The organism is Cellulomonas sp. JZ18 (genome assembly GCF_009720485.1).
Classification (GTDB): domain Bacteria; phylum Actinomycetota; class Actinomycetes; order Actinomycetales; family Cellulomonadaceae; genus Cellulomonas.
In genome coordinates this window covers 3,671,649-3,685,367 of sequence record NZ_CP045245.1, presented here as the reverse complement: position 1 = coordinate 3,685,367, position 13,719 = coordinate 3,671,649, and the positions used below count along the sequence as shown (strand labels likewise).

The window sequence follows — 13,719 nt, the reverse complement described above, 5'->3', positions numbered from 1 at the left end:
TGGCCTGCCCGGTCGGCGGCCGCGACGTCAGGCTGCCGGGGCCTGCGGGGCGTTGTCGGTGAGGCGGACGGCGGCGGTGAGGTGGGGATGTCCGCACCCCGCGCGGCGGGGTGACCCCCTGCCTGCGCGGTCGGCCCCGTGGCTACGGTGACCCCCGTGACCTGGACTGGAGCGGCCGTGGCCCGGCGACGCGGGACGGCCCTCACCACGGTGCTGCGCGCCTGGTGGTCGGCCCGCGCTCGCGGGGGCACCGCGCACGCACTCGTGGGGCTGCCCCTCGGTGCGGTCTCGTTCGCGCTCGCCTGGGTCCTGCCCATCGCGGCCGTCTACTGCGCGGGCTGGAGCCTGATGTACGCCGCCCCCGAGTACCGGGTGCGGACCGTCGCCCTGGTGGTCCTGGCCGTCGTCGTCCCGCTCCCGGTGCTGGCCGCCGTCCGGGTCCTCACCGCACTGCAGCGCCGGCGCTTCCGGGGCCTTCTCGGGGTCGACCTGCCGCCGCCGAGCCCCGACGGCCGGTGGTCGCGGCCGCTGCTGCGCGACTGGGTCGCGCCGGGCACCTGGCGGCAGGTCGCGTACCACGGGCTGGCACTGCCCCTCGGCGCGCTCGGTGCCGGTGCGGTGGCGGCGTCCTGGCTGGCCTGGACCGGGGTGGTCGTGGCGCTGGCGTCCGGCGGCGCTCACCCGCCGGCGCGCGCCGCCGCACTGACGGCGCTGGCGGTGGTGGCGCTGCTCGCCGCCCCGTGGGTCGCCCGCGGGGTAGCCCGGGTGGACACCGCCGCGGCCCGGGCCCTGCTCGGCCCGAGCCGCAGCGAGACGCTGGCCGTGCGTGTGGAGTCGTTGTCCCGGAGCCGGGCCGACGTCGTCGCCGCCACGGACGCCGAGCGCCGGCGGATCGAACGGGACCTCCACGACGGCGCGCAGCAACGGCTGGTCTCCCTGGCGATGAACCTGGGGATGGCCCGCGCTGCACTGACCGACGCGTCCGGACCCGCCGGGCGGGCGATCGAGGCGGCTCACGAGGAGGCAGTCCAGGCCGTCGCCGAGCTCCGCGAGCTGGTCCGCGGCCTGCACCCGGCGGTCCTCGACGACCGCGGGCTCGACGCCGCGCTGTCGGGGATCGCCGCGCGGGCGCCGCTCCCGGTGCGGCTGACCGTCGCCGTGACGCCACGGTGCTCCCCGGTGATCGAGGCGATCGCGTACTTCACGGTGTCCGAGGCGCTCACCAACGTCGCCAAGCACGCCCGGGCCGACCACGCCGAGGTCGTCGTCGAGCGCGTCGGCGACCGGCTCCGGGTCGTGGTGTCCGACGACGGCCGGGGCGGTGCCGACCCGGACGCCGCACCCGACGGGACCGGGGAGCGCACCGGGCTGCGCGGCCTGGCGCAGCGCGCCGCGTCGGTCGACGGCACGTTCCGCCTCGACAGCCCGCCCGGCGGGCCGACGACGATCACCGTGGAGCTGCCGTGCGCGTCGTGATCGCCGAGGACTCGGTCCTGCTCCGCGCGGGCCTGACCACGCTGCTCACGGGTGGTGACGTCGAGGTGGTCGAGGCCGTGGCCGACGCCGAGGGGCTCCTGCGTGCCGTCGAGGAGCACCGCCCCGACCTGGCACTCATCGACGTCCGGATGCCCCCCACGCACACGGACGAGGGCATCCGCGCCGCCCTCGTGATCCGGCACCAGCACCCGGAGGTCGCCGTCCTGGTGCTGTCCCAGTACGTCGAGGAGCGCTACGCCACCGACCTGCTGTCCGCGCAGACCAGCGGTGTCGGCTACCTGCTCAAGGACCGGGTCGCGCACGTGCCCGACTTCCTCGCCGCGCTGCGCCGGGTCGCCGCCGGCGGGACGGTGCTCGACCCCGAGGTCGTCGCCCAGCTGCTCGTGCGCCGCGGCCACGACCCGATCGACCGCCTCACGCCGCGCGAGCTGGTGGTGCTGCGGCTCATGGCCGACGGCCGCTCCAACAGCGGGATCGCCGACGCCCTGGCGGTCAGTCACAGCGCGGTCGAGAAGTACGTCGGCAACATCCTCGCCAAGCTGGACCTGCCGCCCACCGACGCCGACAACCGCCGGGTCCTCGCCGTGCTGAAGTTCCTGGCCACGCGCACGGCCTGAGTGCGGCCGGTGCTCGGGCTGCTCACGGCGCGCGCCCGGCAGGGAACCCGGTCCAGCGCAGCTCCGGGGGCAGGTGCCCCTGGTCGTTGAACACGACCAGCGTCGGTGGGAGGTCCGCGCGGTACTCGAGCACGGTGAGGGCCGCGTTGGCGCTGTCCAGGCCGAGCCACCGGGGCGCGGGTGCGTCCATCGCGTGCCGCACGAGCCAGGCGATCGGGTAGGAGTGCGTGACGAGCACCTCGTGGGTGTCCCGCGACGCCGTGGTGCCCGGCGCGGTCGCGAACCGGGCGACCAGCGCCTCGGCGACCGTGCTGCCGGCGGCGGCCTCCGCCTCGTCGTAGCCGTCGAAGAACTGGGTCCAGGCCCGAGGGGTCTGCGCGGGTGCGGGGACGAACGGGACGTGGTCGACCAGCTCGGCGGCCTCGGCGACGGGGGCGCCGGGCAGGTGTTGGGCGAGCTCGTGGGCACTGGCCGCGGCACGGGGGAGGGGGGAGTGCCAGACGACGTCGACGGGGACGGACGCGAGCCGTGCGCCGAGCAGGCGGGACTGCAGCCGACCGGCCTCGGTGAGGGTGCCGAACGCGTCGGCGGCGCCGTGACGGGCGAGGTAGAGGTGTCGCGTCGCGCTGCGCACCATGGTCAGCCCACCGCCGTCGTGACGACGCCCGCGGTGCCGTCGACGGTCACGGGTACGGCGTCACCCAGGAGCAGGGTCGCGTCCGGGACGCCGAGCACGGCGGGGATCCCGCGTTCGCGCGCGACGATCGCGGCGTGGGACAGCACCCCGCCGACCTCGGTGACGACGCCGCCGGCGACTCGCAGCAGCGGCGTCCAGCCGGGGTCGGTCCAGGGGCAGACGAGGATGTCTCCCGGCCCGACGCGGCCGAAGTCGGCGGGACCGCGGACGACCCGCGCGAGGCCGGTGGCCGTGCCGCGGCTGCCGGGCGCCCCGGTCAGGACCGTCGCCCCCGGAGCGGGAGCCGGGGCCGGGGTCGGGGAGGGCACCGTCCGGTGGGGGAGCGCTGCGGTGACCGGCCGGGCCTGCAGGACCCAGGTGCGGCCGTCGGCGATCGCCCACTCCACGTCCTGCGGACCACCCAGGGCGGCTGCGACCCGCTGCCCGAGCTCGGCGAGCCGTCGGGCGTCGGCGTCGTCGAGCACACGCCGGTCGCGGTCGGGAGGGAGCACGCCGCGCGGCACGAGCCGGTTGCCTCGGCGGTCGAGGCGGGTCCGCTTGTCGGCCACGACCGTGACCACCGAGCCGCCGGCGCCGACGGTGTACGCGTCGGGGTTCACCGTGCCCTCCACCACGCTGGGTCCGAGTCCCCAGGAGGCTTCGATCCGGGTCGCGGCGTCGGGGGCTGCGGGCGTGAACATGACGCCGGAGACCTCGGCGTCGAGGTGCCGCTGCACGACGACACCCATCGCCGGCTCCCCGTCGTGGCCGCGGCCACCGCGGTAGGCCGCGGCGGTGTCCGCGTAGAGCGACGCCCAGCAGGCGCGCACGGCCTCGACGACGTCGTCGACGCCGTGCACGGCCAGGACGCTCGTGTACTGCCCGGCCGCCGCGCCGTCGCGGGCGTCCTCGTCCGACGCCGACGAGCGGACGGCCACCGGGCCGCCGCCGAGCGTCCCGAGCGCTGCCGCGAGCGCCTCGCGCAGACCGGCCGGCGCCGGGCGTCCCAGGATCGCCGCGCGCGCCGCCGCCGGTCCCTGCCGACGAGCCAGCGTTCCCGGGTGCAGCCCGCGGACGGCGGACGTGTAGACGTCCAGCGGGACGGCATGACCGTCCGGCACGGGGAGGTCGGCGCGCAGCAGCGCCCCGAGCGCGCCCGCCTTGCTCCCGCAGGCCCGGGTGCTGGCGGCGCCCAGCGGCACGATCATCCGGCTCCTCCTTCCGCCACGACCTCAACGGATCGTTGACAACGTTTCGTTGAGTGTGCAGGGTCGGGGCCATGGAGCACAAGCACGACGACGGACGCGGTGCGGGCGCCGACCAGGCCCGCGCACGTCGCGAGGACGAGGCGCGGGACCGACTCCTGCGGCAGGGTGCCGACGAGCTCGCCCCGCGCCCGTGGCGCCCGGCGCCCGTCCCGCCCTCGGCGGCCGACCTGGCTCACTTCGCGCTCTGGCGCTCGGCCGACCTCCCCGCACCCGACCTGCTCGCGGCGCTGGCGCTGCTGCCCGCGGCGCGAGCCGAGATGGACGGCCTCGAGGCCGGGCTCCTGTTCGTCGCCAGGAGCGCAGGTCTGACCTGGGCGCAGATCGCCGACGCGATGGGCTTCAACTCCCCGCAGGCGTGCCAGCAGCACTACACGCGGCTGACGAACCGGGCGAGCACGTGACGTGGGACTCCTCGCCCGAGGTCCTCACGCTGCACGCGGTGCGCGTGCTCGGCTTCGCCGACACCCCTGCGGTCGCGCGACGCTACGACCTCGAGCCGGCCGAGGCCGACGAGGCGCTGGAGGACGCGCGGGCGCGCGGCTGGGTGACGCAGGCGAGGTTCGCCGACCTGAGCGGCTGGTCGCTCACCGACGCCGGCCGTGCCGAGAACGAGCGGCAGCTGGCCGCCGAGCTCGCCGCCGTCGGAGCGGACGCCGAGGTGCACGCGGTCCTCCGCGAGTTCCTCCCCCTGAACGCGCGGCTGCTGAGAGCCTGCACCGACTGGCAGATGCGGCCCACCCCCACCGACCCGCTCGCCGTCAACGACCACACCGACACGGCCTGGGACGCCGCCGTCCTGGCCGAGCTGGAGGGCATCGGGCGCGGGCTGGCTCCGCTGGTGCGACGGCTCGAGGACCTCCTCACCCGCTTCCGGGGCTACGACACCCGGTTCCGCGCCGCGCTCCGACGCGCCGAGGCAGGGCAGCACGGCTGGGTCGACCGCACCGACCTCGACTCCTGCCACCGCGTCTGGTTCGAGCTGCACGAGGACCTCCTCGCCACGCTCGGCATCGACCGCCACCCGCACCCGCGCGTCCGGCGCACGGAGGAGCTGTAGGGACTCCGTGGAGCGGTCAGGTCGTCCACGTCAGGGAGGGGAGGGCGCGTGCCCTGCCTCGCCCTCACGCACCACGCTCGGGGACCCGCCCCGGCGGACTCTCGTCGACGACGAGGAGCAGCTTGCCCTTGGCGCGTCCTGCTGCGAGCCGAGCGAGCGCAGCGGGGGCCTCGGTGAGCGGGGAGGTGCTGTCGACGACGAGCCGCGCGCCCTCGTCGATCCTGTTCACGACGTCGGCGAGTCGCTCGGCGTCGGACTGGTGGAAGACGAAACGGGCTCGGACGCCCCGGGCGCGTGCCCGCTCGTCGTCAGGGGGTGCCGGGGTCGCCACGAGCACTCCGCCCGCCGCGAGGACGTCGAGGGAGTCCTCCTCCACCGCGCCGCCGACGGTGTCCAGCACCACGTCCACACGCGGGACGACGGTACGGAAGTCGGTCTCGGTGTGGTCGACGACCTGGTGCGCACCCATCTGGCGTGCGATCTCCAGTCCGCGTCCGGACGCCGTGCTGATCACGTGCGCACCCAGCGCACGAGCGAACTGGACAGCGAACGTCCCGACGCCTCCTGCGCCTGCGTGGACGAGGATCGTCTGACCCGCCCGGAGACCTGCGACCTCGGTGAGGGCCTGCCACGCCGTCGCCGCCGTGGTGACGACCCCCGCGGCGTGGGCCAGGGGCAGCGACCTCGGCGCGGCGACGAGCTGGTCGACGGGGACCACGACCTCCTCGGCGAAGGCGCCGCCGCGGCTCGGGTCGAGTCGTGCGACGACGCGGTCGCCGACGTCCCACCCGGCGCGGGTGCTCCCGGTGGACGCGACGGTCCCGGACACGTCGGTCCCGAGGGTGTACGGGAACTCGACGGGGAAGTAGTCGTGCACGGACCCCGCAGCGATCTTCAGGTCGAGGGGGTTGAGCGCGGCGCCGGCGACACGGACCACGACCTCCCCCGGGCCCGGACGTGGGCTGTCGACCTCGACCACGGCGGGCCGGTCTCCGTAGCTGGTGATCTGCACTGCCTTCATGACTGCTCCTCGTGGACCGCCGGCGCGGCACCCGCCTGTGGGGACGATGCACCGGTCCCCGGTGCGGGACGGTGCCGTCGTACGACCCTGCGGCGGAGGGCGACGACCGACCAGACGGCGCACTCCCTGGGGACGCCGCCCCCTGCCTCGGCCCCGGAGCAGCACGGGATACTCCAGCGGTGGACGTGTCTGCGCTCGGCGCCTTCCTGAAGTCGAGGCGCGACCGGCTCACACCGTCCGACGTCGGCCTGCCCAGCGGGCCTCGGCGGCGCGTCCCGGGCCTGCGCCGCGACGAGGTCGCCCGGTTGGCGCAGGCGTCCGTCGAGTACTACACCGAGCTCGAGCAGGGCCGCGGGCCCCAGCCGTCCGAGCAGATGCTGGCGTCGCTGACTCGCGCCCTGAGGCTGACCGCCGACGAGCGCGACCACGTCTACCACCTCGCGGGACGCGCACTGCCGTCGCGCACCTCCACCGCTGCCCACGTCCACCCCGGGATGCTGGACCTGCTCGATCGTCTCCACGGCACACCGGCACAGGTGATCACCGACCTGCACGCGCCCCTCGTCCAGAACCCGATGGCGGCGGCCCTGCTGGGCCGACCGGAGCACCACGCAGGTCCCCGCGCCGGGTTCATCCACCAGTGGTTCCTCGACCCCGTGGTGCGCCGGCGCTATCACCCCGAGGAGCACGACCACCAGTCGCGCGTGCTCGTCGCCGACCTGCGCGCGGTGTCGGCGCGCCGAGCCGGTGCCCGTGACGTGACCGAGCTCGTCAGGGACCTCACCCGCGGCAGCGCCGAGTTCGCCGGACTGTGGGAACGGCACGAGGTGGCCGTGCGGCGGCAGGACCGCAAGCGGCTGGTCCACCCGCAGGTGGGCGTGGTCGAGGTGCACTGCCTCAGCCTGCTCAGCGAGGACGGGACCCAGCGGCTCCTGTGGTTCACCCCGGCACCCGGCACCGACGCCGCCGAGAAGCTCGAGCTCCTCGCGACGATCGGTGAGCAGGACCTCGCACCCGCGAGCGCGGCCGAGCGACGTCCGCAGCCGCACCCGGCACACCGGCACCGGTAAGCGCCGGCCGCCGGAACCCGGCACCCGCCGTCTCCTCCACGCGGCGGACGAGAGGCGCGCCCGCGACGGCGGTGCGTCGGCACCAGTCGACGCCTGCTCCTGGTCCATCTGCACCAGGGGGAGACCGCCGCCGAGGGCGATGTCGCGGGAGGGGCCCGGCGGAAGCCTTGCAGGCGTGGGCTCCCCGCGCCGCTGGGGGCGAGGGCCTGCATCCCTGTCCTCCCGACGAAACGAGGCCGTCGTGTCCACAGCCGTGAGAGTCCCGGAGGGTGCTGTCTCCCCTCCCCGTCTCGGGAGGAGGTCCATCGGTGCCCTCGGCATCCTGGCGCTCGCTCTCGGGACGCTGCAGTCGGTGGTGGAGCCTGCGCTCCCCCTCCTGCAACGCGAGCTGGGCGTCGGCCCGGCCGAAGGCGCCCTGGTCGGCAGCGCACTGCTCATCACCGGTGCGGTGCTCACACCCGTGGCCGGGAAGCTGGGCGACCGCTACGGCGGCAAGCGGGTGCTGCTCTCGCTCATGGCCGTCGTCGCGGTCGGCGGACTGCTCAGCGCCCTGGCGCCGAACCTGCCGGTGCTGCTCGTCGGTCAGGCGCTCCAGGGCGTCATGGTCGGTGCCCTGCCGCTGTCCTTCATCCTCGTGCGCCGGCACCTCACCACGGGTGAGTCGCAGGCAGCCGTCGGCGTGGTCCTCGCGCTGTTCGCCGGCGGCAGCGCCATCGGCATGTCGGTCGCAGGGCCGATCGCGCACGGCCTGTCCTGGCAGTGGATCTTCGCCCTCCCGACGGTCGTCGTCGTCGCGGCTGCCCTGGCCGTCGCCGTCTGGATGCCCCACGACCCACCGGCGTCGTCCGGGGACCGGATCGACTGGGCCGGCGTCGCCCTGCTCAGCGGCACGCTCTTCGCCCTCATGGTCGGGCTCGCCCTGGTGTCGAGCGGCGACCTGTCACCGCTGGCGATCGCCGGCGTCCTCGTGGTCGTCGTCGGCCTCGCCTCCTGGTGGGTCCTCGTCGAGCGCCGCGCGGCGGCGCCGATGGTCGACCTCCGGATGCTCACGGCGCCCGTGACCGGGAGGTCGTTCCTCCTCACTCTCGTCATCTCCGTCATGTTCGGGATCGTGGGCCTGCTGCTCCCGCAGGTGTTCGCGGCCCCGGTCGACGGGTACGGGTTCGGTCTCAGCACCGGCGAGATCGGGCTCCTCCTGCTGCCTGCCGCTGTCGCCGGTGCCCTGAGCGACTCGGTCGGCGGTCTCGCGGCGCGGCGCCTCGGGGCGCGTCGCGTGGTGCTCATGGCGATGGGGGTGGCCGCTGTCGTGCTCGCCGCCCTGGTGTGGCTGCACGACGCCGCGTGGCAGCTCGTGGCGGCGAAGGTGCTCATCGCGTTCGCCGTCGGCGTGGGGACCACGGCGTTGCTCGCCACCACGGCCGTCGCCGTCAAGGCCGAGGACACGGGGATCGCCACCAGCCTCCTCGTCGTCACCCGCGTCGTCGGCGCCGTCGTGGGCGCGCAGGTCGCCGGCGGGATCCTCGAGGCCGGGGCGGGACCGGCGACCGGGCTGCCGACGGAGCCCGCCTTCGTCACGGGTCTCGTCGTCGCCGGCCTCGCCACCGCGCTGTCGCTCGTCGTCGTCCGCACCAGCAGGAAGGGGACCTGGGCATGATGTCTCGCAGGAGGACCACCACCGGACCCACCGTCCTGGTCACGGGAGCCGGCATCTCCGGGCTCGCACTGGCGTACTGGCTGCACCGGGCGGGGTTCACGGTGACCGTCGTGGAGAAGGCCGCCGCACCGCGCGACGGCGGCTACCCGGTCGACGTCCGCGGCACCGCGATCGAGGTCGTGCGGCGCATGGGGCTGCTGGCACGGCTGCGCGAGGCGGACGTCGACATGCGGCGTTGGACGTTCCTCGACGTCGACGGGAGCGAGCTGGCGTCGTTCGCCCCGCGGCCCGGCGGGGGAGGCGCGGCGGGTCAGGACCTCGAGGTGCGCCGTGGTGACCTCACGGCGAGCCTCCACGCGTCGGTCCGCGACGACGTCGAGCTCCGCTTCGACAGCTCCGTGGACACCCTCGAGCAGTCCCCGGGCGGTGTCGACGTGCGGTTCCGCGACGGCCGCGCTCGCACGTTCGACCTCGTGGTGGGGGCGGACGGTACGCACTCCTCCACCCGCAGGCGCGTGTTCGGTCCCGAGGAGCGGTTCCACCGGCACCTGGGCTACGGCTTCGCCATCTTCACGATGCCGAACGTCTTCGGGCTCTCCCGCGAGCTCGTGCTCTGGAACGCGCCGGGGCGGGCCGTGGCCCTCTACGCCGTCGGGGACGACGAGCTGCACGCCTTCCTCAACTTCCACCACCCGCGGCCTGCGTCCCGTGCCCGGGGGGCCCGAGCGTGCACGCGGACCTCGTCACCAGGACGTTCGCGGGGGCGGGGTGGGAGGTGCCGACGGTCCTCGACGCCATGCACCTCGCGGACGACGTCTTCCTCGACACGGCCGGACAGGTCCGGATGCCGCGCTGGTCCAGCGGGCGGGTCGCGCTCGTCGGCGACGCCGCGTACGCGCCGTCGTTCCTCACCGGACAGGGGTCGAGCGTCGCGCTCGTCGGTGCGTACGTGCTCGCCGACGCGCTGGCCACGCACGGCGACCACACAGCGGCCTTCGCCGCCTACGAGCGACGCCTGCGTCCCTTCGTGGACATGAACCAGGCGCTGGTCGACCACGGGGCAGCAACCCTCTTCCCCACCAGCGCGCAGGCCCTCGAGCAGCGCAACGCCGGCTTGCGCGGGCTCACGTCCGTGCCGCCGTCGGCCCCGCGCCCGGCGCACACGGCGCTCGTGCTGCCCGAGGCGACCTGGGGGTCGTGAGCCCACCGCGCCGCCGGGCAGGACCGCGTCATGTCGCCCGGGCGAGGCCGTTCCGGTACGCGATGACGACGAGCTGCGCCCGGTCACGGGCACCGAGCTTGGTCATGGCGCGCTGGACGTGGGCGCGTACCGTGAACGGGCTGACGCGCAGCCGCTCGGCGATCTCGTGGTTGGACAGGCCCGTCGCGACCAGGGTGACCATCTCCCGCTCGCGAGCGGTGAGCGTCTCGAGGTCCGCAGAGGGCCCCGGACCCCCTCGTCCGGGGTCGCGAGGAAGCGGGCGACCAGGGAGCGCGTCGCGGCCGGGGACAGCAGGGAGTCCCCGGCCGCGACCGTGCGCACCGCGTCGAGCAGGTCCTCGGCCCGGATCCCCTTGCCGATGAAGCCGGCGGCCCCCGCACGCAGCGCCCGGGCGACGTGCTCGTCGGTCTCGTAGGTGGTGAGGACGAGGACGTGGGTCGCACGCAGGTCCGGGTCCGCGCAGATCCGCGAGGTCGCGGTGAGACCGTCGGTCCCCGGCATGCGGATGTCCATGACCACCACGTCCGGACGCAGCTCGCGGGCGAGCGCGACCGCCTCCACGCCGTCGGCGGCCTCTCCCACGACGGTGATGTCGTCGGCGCTGTCGAGGAGCAGCCGGAACGCCTCGCGCAGCAGCGCCTGGTCGTCGGCGAGCAGGACCCGGAGCGTCACGGGGCACCTCGGGCCGGGAGCTCGGCGCGGACCCGGAAGCCACCTTCTGCCCGGGGGCCGGCGGTGAGGGTCCCGCCCGCCGCGGCGGCACGTTCGCGCATCCCGATGAGGCCGTAGCCGGGAGCGTGGTGCTGCGGGGTCACGGTGCCCACGCCGTCGTCGGAGACGGTGAGGACCACACGGTCGTGGGTCCACGTCAGGTGGACCTCCGCACGATCGGTGCCGGCGTGCCTGGTCGCGTTGGTCAGGGCTTCCTGGACGATGCGGTAGGCGGCCAGGTCCACACCCGCCGGGAGCGGTCGCGCCGTGCCTTCCTCGCGCACGGACACCTCGAGGCCCGCCCCGCGGACGGACTCCACCAGTGCCGGGAGCCCGGCGAGCCCGGGAGCCGGTTCGGAGAGCGCTGCCGTGTCCCCGGACCGGCGGAGCAGGCCGACCGTCGCCCGGAGCTCGTCGAGCGCCTGCGCGGTCGTCCCGAGGAGCTGGTCCAGGCTGCGCCGAGCCTGCTCGGGGCGGGTGTCGAAGAAGAGTGCGGCCACCTCGGCCTGCGCGTTGGCCAGGGTGATCTGGTGGGCGACGAGGTCGTGCAGCTCCCGGGCGATGCGGAGGCGCTCCTCCGCGACCCTGCGGCGGGCCTCGCGGTCCCGGCTCTCCTCGGCCCGCCGGGCGCGGTCCTCCAGGGCCGAGAGGTAGGCCCGTCGGGTCCGCACCGAGTAGCCGAGCACGCCGGCCACCAGCGGGACCGCCGCGACCAGGGCCATCCGGCTCGCGTCCTGCCACGAGAGCTCGTCCCAGGCGGGGGCGGACGCGCCCAGGAGCGCCGCGGCGGTGAGGACGACCGTGCCCAGCGCCCGCCTCTCGTCGCTCGCGGTGCGCGCGTAGTGGTAGGTGGCGACGACGACGGCGGCCTCGACGAACGGGTTGGGCAGCAGTCCCAGCGGCCGAGCCAGGACGACGACCGCGGCGGTCGCCACGAGGGCGGCCTGGGGTGCACGGTGCCGGGCCGGCAGCAGGACGCTGGACACCACGGCGACGACGTACGCCGCGACGGACGGCGGCCACACCACGCGGTCGGACTGCATCGCGCCGCCCAGCAGGCAGACGACGAGCACCGTCGCGGTGACCACTGCCTCCCGCAGCCGGCGAGCGCGCCCTCCCTCACGCCCGCTGCCCGGGTCCGCGAGGACGCGCCCCGCAGCCGGCGCGCCGTCGGCGTCGTCAGCGCCCTCGACGGGCGCGCGGTGGAGGTCGGGACGTGTGTGCACAGCACCCCCGGTGTCGACGGTCGGCACTCGACGCCCAGGATAGGAGGTCGCCCCGGCGGCCCCTCGCCCCGGACGGGACCCGACGTCGTGCAGGAACGCGCGGGACCTGTCATCGGGACGGTGCCGCGACCTGCACGGGGGCGACCCGGGCGCAGCGGGCACGAGGGCAGGTCCGTCCGATCGGTCGCCGCACTAGCCTCGCCGGGATGGAGATCCTGCATCTCGCCCATCGCGCCGACTGGGACGAGGCGCTGGTCGGTGGTCAGTACCGGACGTCGACCCGCGGGGCGTCCCTGGACGACGTGGGTTTCATCCACGCCTCGACCCGTGACCAGCTGCCCGATGTGGCGCGCGTCGTCCACGCCGACGACACGGAGGAGCTCTGCGTGCTGGTGCTGGACTCGGCGACGATCGAGGCCGCGGGCACCGACGTCCGACTCGAGGACGGGGGAGACGGGCGGATGTACCCGCACGTCTACGGGCCGATCCGGCCGGAGTGGGTGCTCGCTGTGCTACCGGCGGTGCTCGGGCCGGACGGCGAGCTGAGGTTCTGAGCCCGTCACACCGCTGCGTCGGCCGCCGCGCCTCGCCGCACCGTGACCCACGCCGCCGCGCAACGGCAGCGTCGCCCTGCGACGGCCGGGTGCGACTGGCGACACGCCTGACGCCTCGATGCGACAGGACGACGTGGATGCGATCCCCCACGCCTGCAGGGACGCGAGATGGCCGGCCTCGAGGCCGGGCTCCTGTTCGTCGCCAGGAGCGCAGGTCTGACCTGGGCGCAGATCGCCGACGCGATGGGCTTCAACTCCCCGCGGGCGACAGGCCGACGCGACCGCGGCTTCGTGGGTGCGGACCCACGTCGTCTGATCCAGGGGCCGTGCGTCAGGCCGGACCCCTGGGCGCGCCTCGCCGCGGGAGCCGGGCTGATCGCTCCGGCGCGCGCCCGGGCGTGCCGGACCTCAGCGCAGCGTGAGGGCGAGCAGGTCGTCGACGAGCCGCTCGGGGGTGTCGTCCAGGGCGAGCTTCGCCAGGCCGCCGCGCTCACCCAGCACCGCCAGGCCGTGCAGTGACGCCCACAGCGTGCGGGCGATCGCCGCGGTGGGCTCGTCGGCGGGGAGGTCACCGCTCGCCTGCGCGTCGATCACGGCCTGGACGAGCGGCCGGAACGTCGGCGGACCGACCTCACTCGTCCCCCGAGCCTGGCCGTGAACATGATCGCGAACACGGCGGGGTTCTCGGCGGCGTAGCGCAGGTAGGCGATGCCGAGCCGCCGCAGGCGGTCACGCGGGCCCGACGAGGCGTGGACCGCGGCGTCGAGCGCAGCGCCGAAGGCGACGTAGCCCTCGTCGGCGAGGGCGCACAGGAGGGCGTCGCGGTCGGCGAAGTGCCGGTAGGGCGCTGCGGTGCTCACCCCCACCCGTCGGGCGAGGGCGTTGAGGCTGAACCCGTCGGGGCCGCGCTCGACGAGCATCTCGCGGGCGCCCTCGAGCAGGGCCGTGCGCAGCGCGCCGTGGTGGTAGCCGGCGCGTCCGTGACCCCCGGGACGTGCACCGTCGGAACGTGTCGTGGACGGCATGTTGACGACCGTAACATCGCCCGCATATGTTCATGGTGCTCACAATGTGAATGCCACTAGCATCCGGGAGTCCCGATGACCGTCGCCCCGCCGTCGCCGCCATCCTCGCCGGATCCCGTCG

15 protein-coding genes and 2 pseudogenes are annotated in these 13,719 nt (G+C 75.3%); 9 read left to right on the top strand and 8 right to left on the bottom strand.

Annotated elements, in window-relative coordinates:
- Nucleotides 1-156: 156 nt before the first annotated feature.
- Together GC089_RS16560 and GC089_RS16555 are read left to right on the top strand one after the other, a co-directional pair.
- Entirely contained in the window at nt 157-1,476 is a 1,320-nt protein-coding gene (locus tag GC089_RS16560) for a sensor histidine kinase (protein WP_155378555.1), read from the top strand.
- The gene (locus GC089_RS16555; protein ID WP_155378554.1) at nt 1,464-2,114 is read left to right on the top strand and encodes a response regulator transcription factor; all 651 of its coding nucleotides are present in this window, start codon (nt 1,464-1,466) and stop codon (nt 2,112-2,114) included. The genes GC089_RS16560 and GC089_RS16555 overlap by 13 nt, the downstream gene beginning before the upstream one ends.
- 22 nt (nt 2,115-2,136) lie before the next feature.
- Here GC089_RS16555 and GC089_RS16550 read toward each other — a convergent pair whose 3' ends face one another.
- Together GC089_RS16550 and GC089_RS16545 are read right to left on the bottom strand one after the other, a co-directional pair.
- Nucleotides 2,137-2,751 carry a histidine phosphatase family protein gene (locus GC089_RS16550; protein ID WP_155378553.1) on the bottom strand — a complete coding sequence of 205 codons (615 nt, stop codon included), beginning with the start codon at nt 2,749-2,751 and terminating at the stop codon, nt 2,137-2,139.
- A gap of 2 nt (nt 2,752-2,753) precedes the next feature.
- Nucleotides 2,754-3,998, bottom strand: a complete 1,245-nt coding sequence (locus GC089_RS16545) for a PEP/pyruvate-binding domain-containing protein (RefSeq protein WP_155378552.1) — start codon at nt 3,996-3,998, stop codon at nt 2,754-2,756.
- 71 nt (nt 3,999-4,069) lie between these two features.
- On the opposite strand from GC089_RS16545, the gene GC089_RS16540 reads away from it, so the two are divergent.
- Together GC089_RS16540 and GC089_RS16535 are read left to right on the top strand one after the other, a co-directional pair.
- A complete protein-coding gene (locus GC089_RS16540) occupies nt 4,070-4,459 on the top strand; it encodes a DNA-binding protein (RefSeq protein ID WP_155378551.1) in 390 nt (129 codons plus the stop codon).
- A complete protein-coding gene (locus GC089_RS16535; RefSeq protein ID WP_155378550.1) occupies nt 4,456-5,115 on the top strand; it encodes a transcriptional regulator in 660 nt (219 codons plus the stop codon). Before GC089_RS16540 ends, GC089_RS16535 begins: the two co-directional genes overlap by 4 nt.
- A 64-nt stretch (nt 5,116-5,179) precedes the next feature.
- Here the strand turns inward: GC089_RS16535 and GC089_RS16530 are convergent, their stop codons facing one another.
- The gene (locus GC089_RS16530; protein WP_155378549.1) at nt 5,180-6,136 is read right to left on the bottom strand and encodes an NADP-dependent oxidoreductase; all 957 of its coding nucleotides are present in this window, start codon (nt 6,134-6,136) and stop codon (nt 5,180-5,182) included.
- Nucleotides 6,137-6,315: 179 nt separating this feature from the next.
- Between GC089_RS16530 and GC089_RS16525 the strand changes: the two genes are divergently transcribed.
- From GC089_RS16525 to GC089_RS19420, 4 genes and pseudogenes are all read left to right on the top strand, one after another.
- Nucleotides 6,316-7,206, top strand: a complete 891-nt coding sequence (locus GC089_RS16525; protein WP_155378548.1) for a helix-turn-helix transcriptional regulator — start codon at nt 6,316-6,318, stop codon at nt 7,204-7,206.
- Between the two features lie 139 nt (nt 7,207-7,345).
- On the top strand, nt 7,346-8,860 hold the full coding sequence (locus GC089_RS16520) for an MFS transporter (protein WP_155378547.1): 1,515 nt from the start codon (nt 7,346-7,348) through the stop codon (nt 8,858-8,860).
- Nucleotides 8,857-9,366: pseudogene (locus tag GC089_RS20265) on the top strand (FAD-dependent oxidoreductase); the annotation flags it as partial. The gene GC089_RS16520 and the pseudogene GC089_RS20265, both read left to right, overlap by 4 nt.
- Nucleotides 9,367-9,587: 221 nt before the next feature.
- Nucleotides 9,588-10,061, top strand: coding sequence for an FAD-dependent monooxygenase (locus GC089_RS19420; protein WP_230684905.1), 474 nt, complete (start codon nt 9,588-9,590; stop codon nt 10,059-10,061).
- Nucleotides 10,062-10,089: 28 nt separating this feature from the next.
- Here GC089_RS19420 and GC089_RS20260 read toward each other — a convergent pair whose 3' ends face one another.
- The 3 genes and pseudogenes from GC089_RS20260 to GC089_RS16505 all read right to left on the bottom strand — a co-directional run bounded on the left by GC089_RS20260 (nt 10,090) and on the right by GC089_RS16505 (nt 11,881).
- On the bottom strand, nt 10,090-10,263 hold the full coding sequence (locus tag GC089_RS20260) for a response regulator transcription factor (protein ID WP_370514030.1): 174 nt from the start codon (nt 10,261-10,263) through the stop codon (nt 10,090-10,092).
- 194 nt (nt 10,264-10,457) lie between these two features.
- A pseudogene (locus tag GC089_RS20255) lies at nt 10,458-10,754 on the bottom strand (response regulator transcription factor); the annotation flags it as partial.
- Nucleotides 10,751-11,881 (bottom strand): sensor histidine kinase, encoded by a 1,131-nt coding sequence (locus GC089_RS16505; RefSeq protein ID WP_230684904.1) that lies wholly within the window; start codon nt 11,879-11,881, stop codon nt 10,751-10,753. The pseudogene GC089_RS20255 and the gene GC089_RS16505, both read right to left, overlap by 4 nt.
- Nucleotides 11,882-12,225: 344 nt before the next feature.
- On the opposite strand from GC089_RS16505, the gene GC089_RS16500 reads away from it, so the two are divergent.
- A complete protein-coding gene (locus tag GC089_RS16500; protein WP_155378545.1) occupies nt 12,226-12,573 on the top strand; it encodes a DUF952 domain-containing protein in 348 nt (115 codons plus the stop codon).
- Nucleotides 12,574-12,981: 408 nt separating this feature from the next.
- Here the strand turns inward: GC089_RS16500 and GC089_RS19415 are convergent, their stop codons facing one another.
- Both GC089_RS19415 and GC089_RS16495 read right to left on the bottom strand, forming a co-directional pair.
- Nucleotides 12,982-13,167: a WHG domain-containing protein gene (locus GC089_RS19415; RefSeq protein WP_230684903.1), complete on the bottom strand. Its 186-nt coding sequence runs from the start codon at nt 13,165-13,167 to the stop codon at nt 12,982-12,984.
- Complete coding sequence (locus tag GC089_RS16495; RefSeq protein ID WP_230684902.1) at nt 13,164-13,598, bottom strand: TetR/AcrR family transcriptional regulator; 435 nt, start codon at nt 13,596-13,598, stop codon at nt 13,164-13,166. Before GC089_RS16495 ends, GC089_RS19415 begins: the two co-directional genes overlap by 4 nt.
- Between the last annotated feature and the right edge of the window lie 121 nt (nt 13,599-13,719).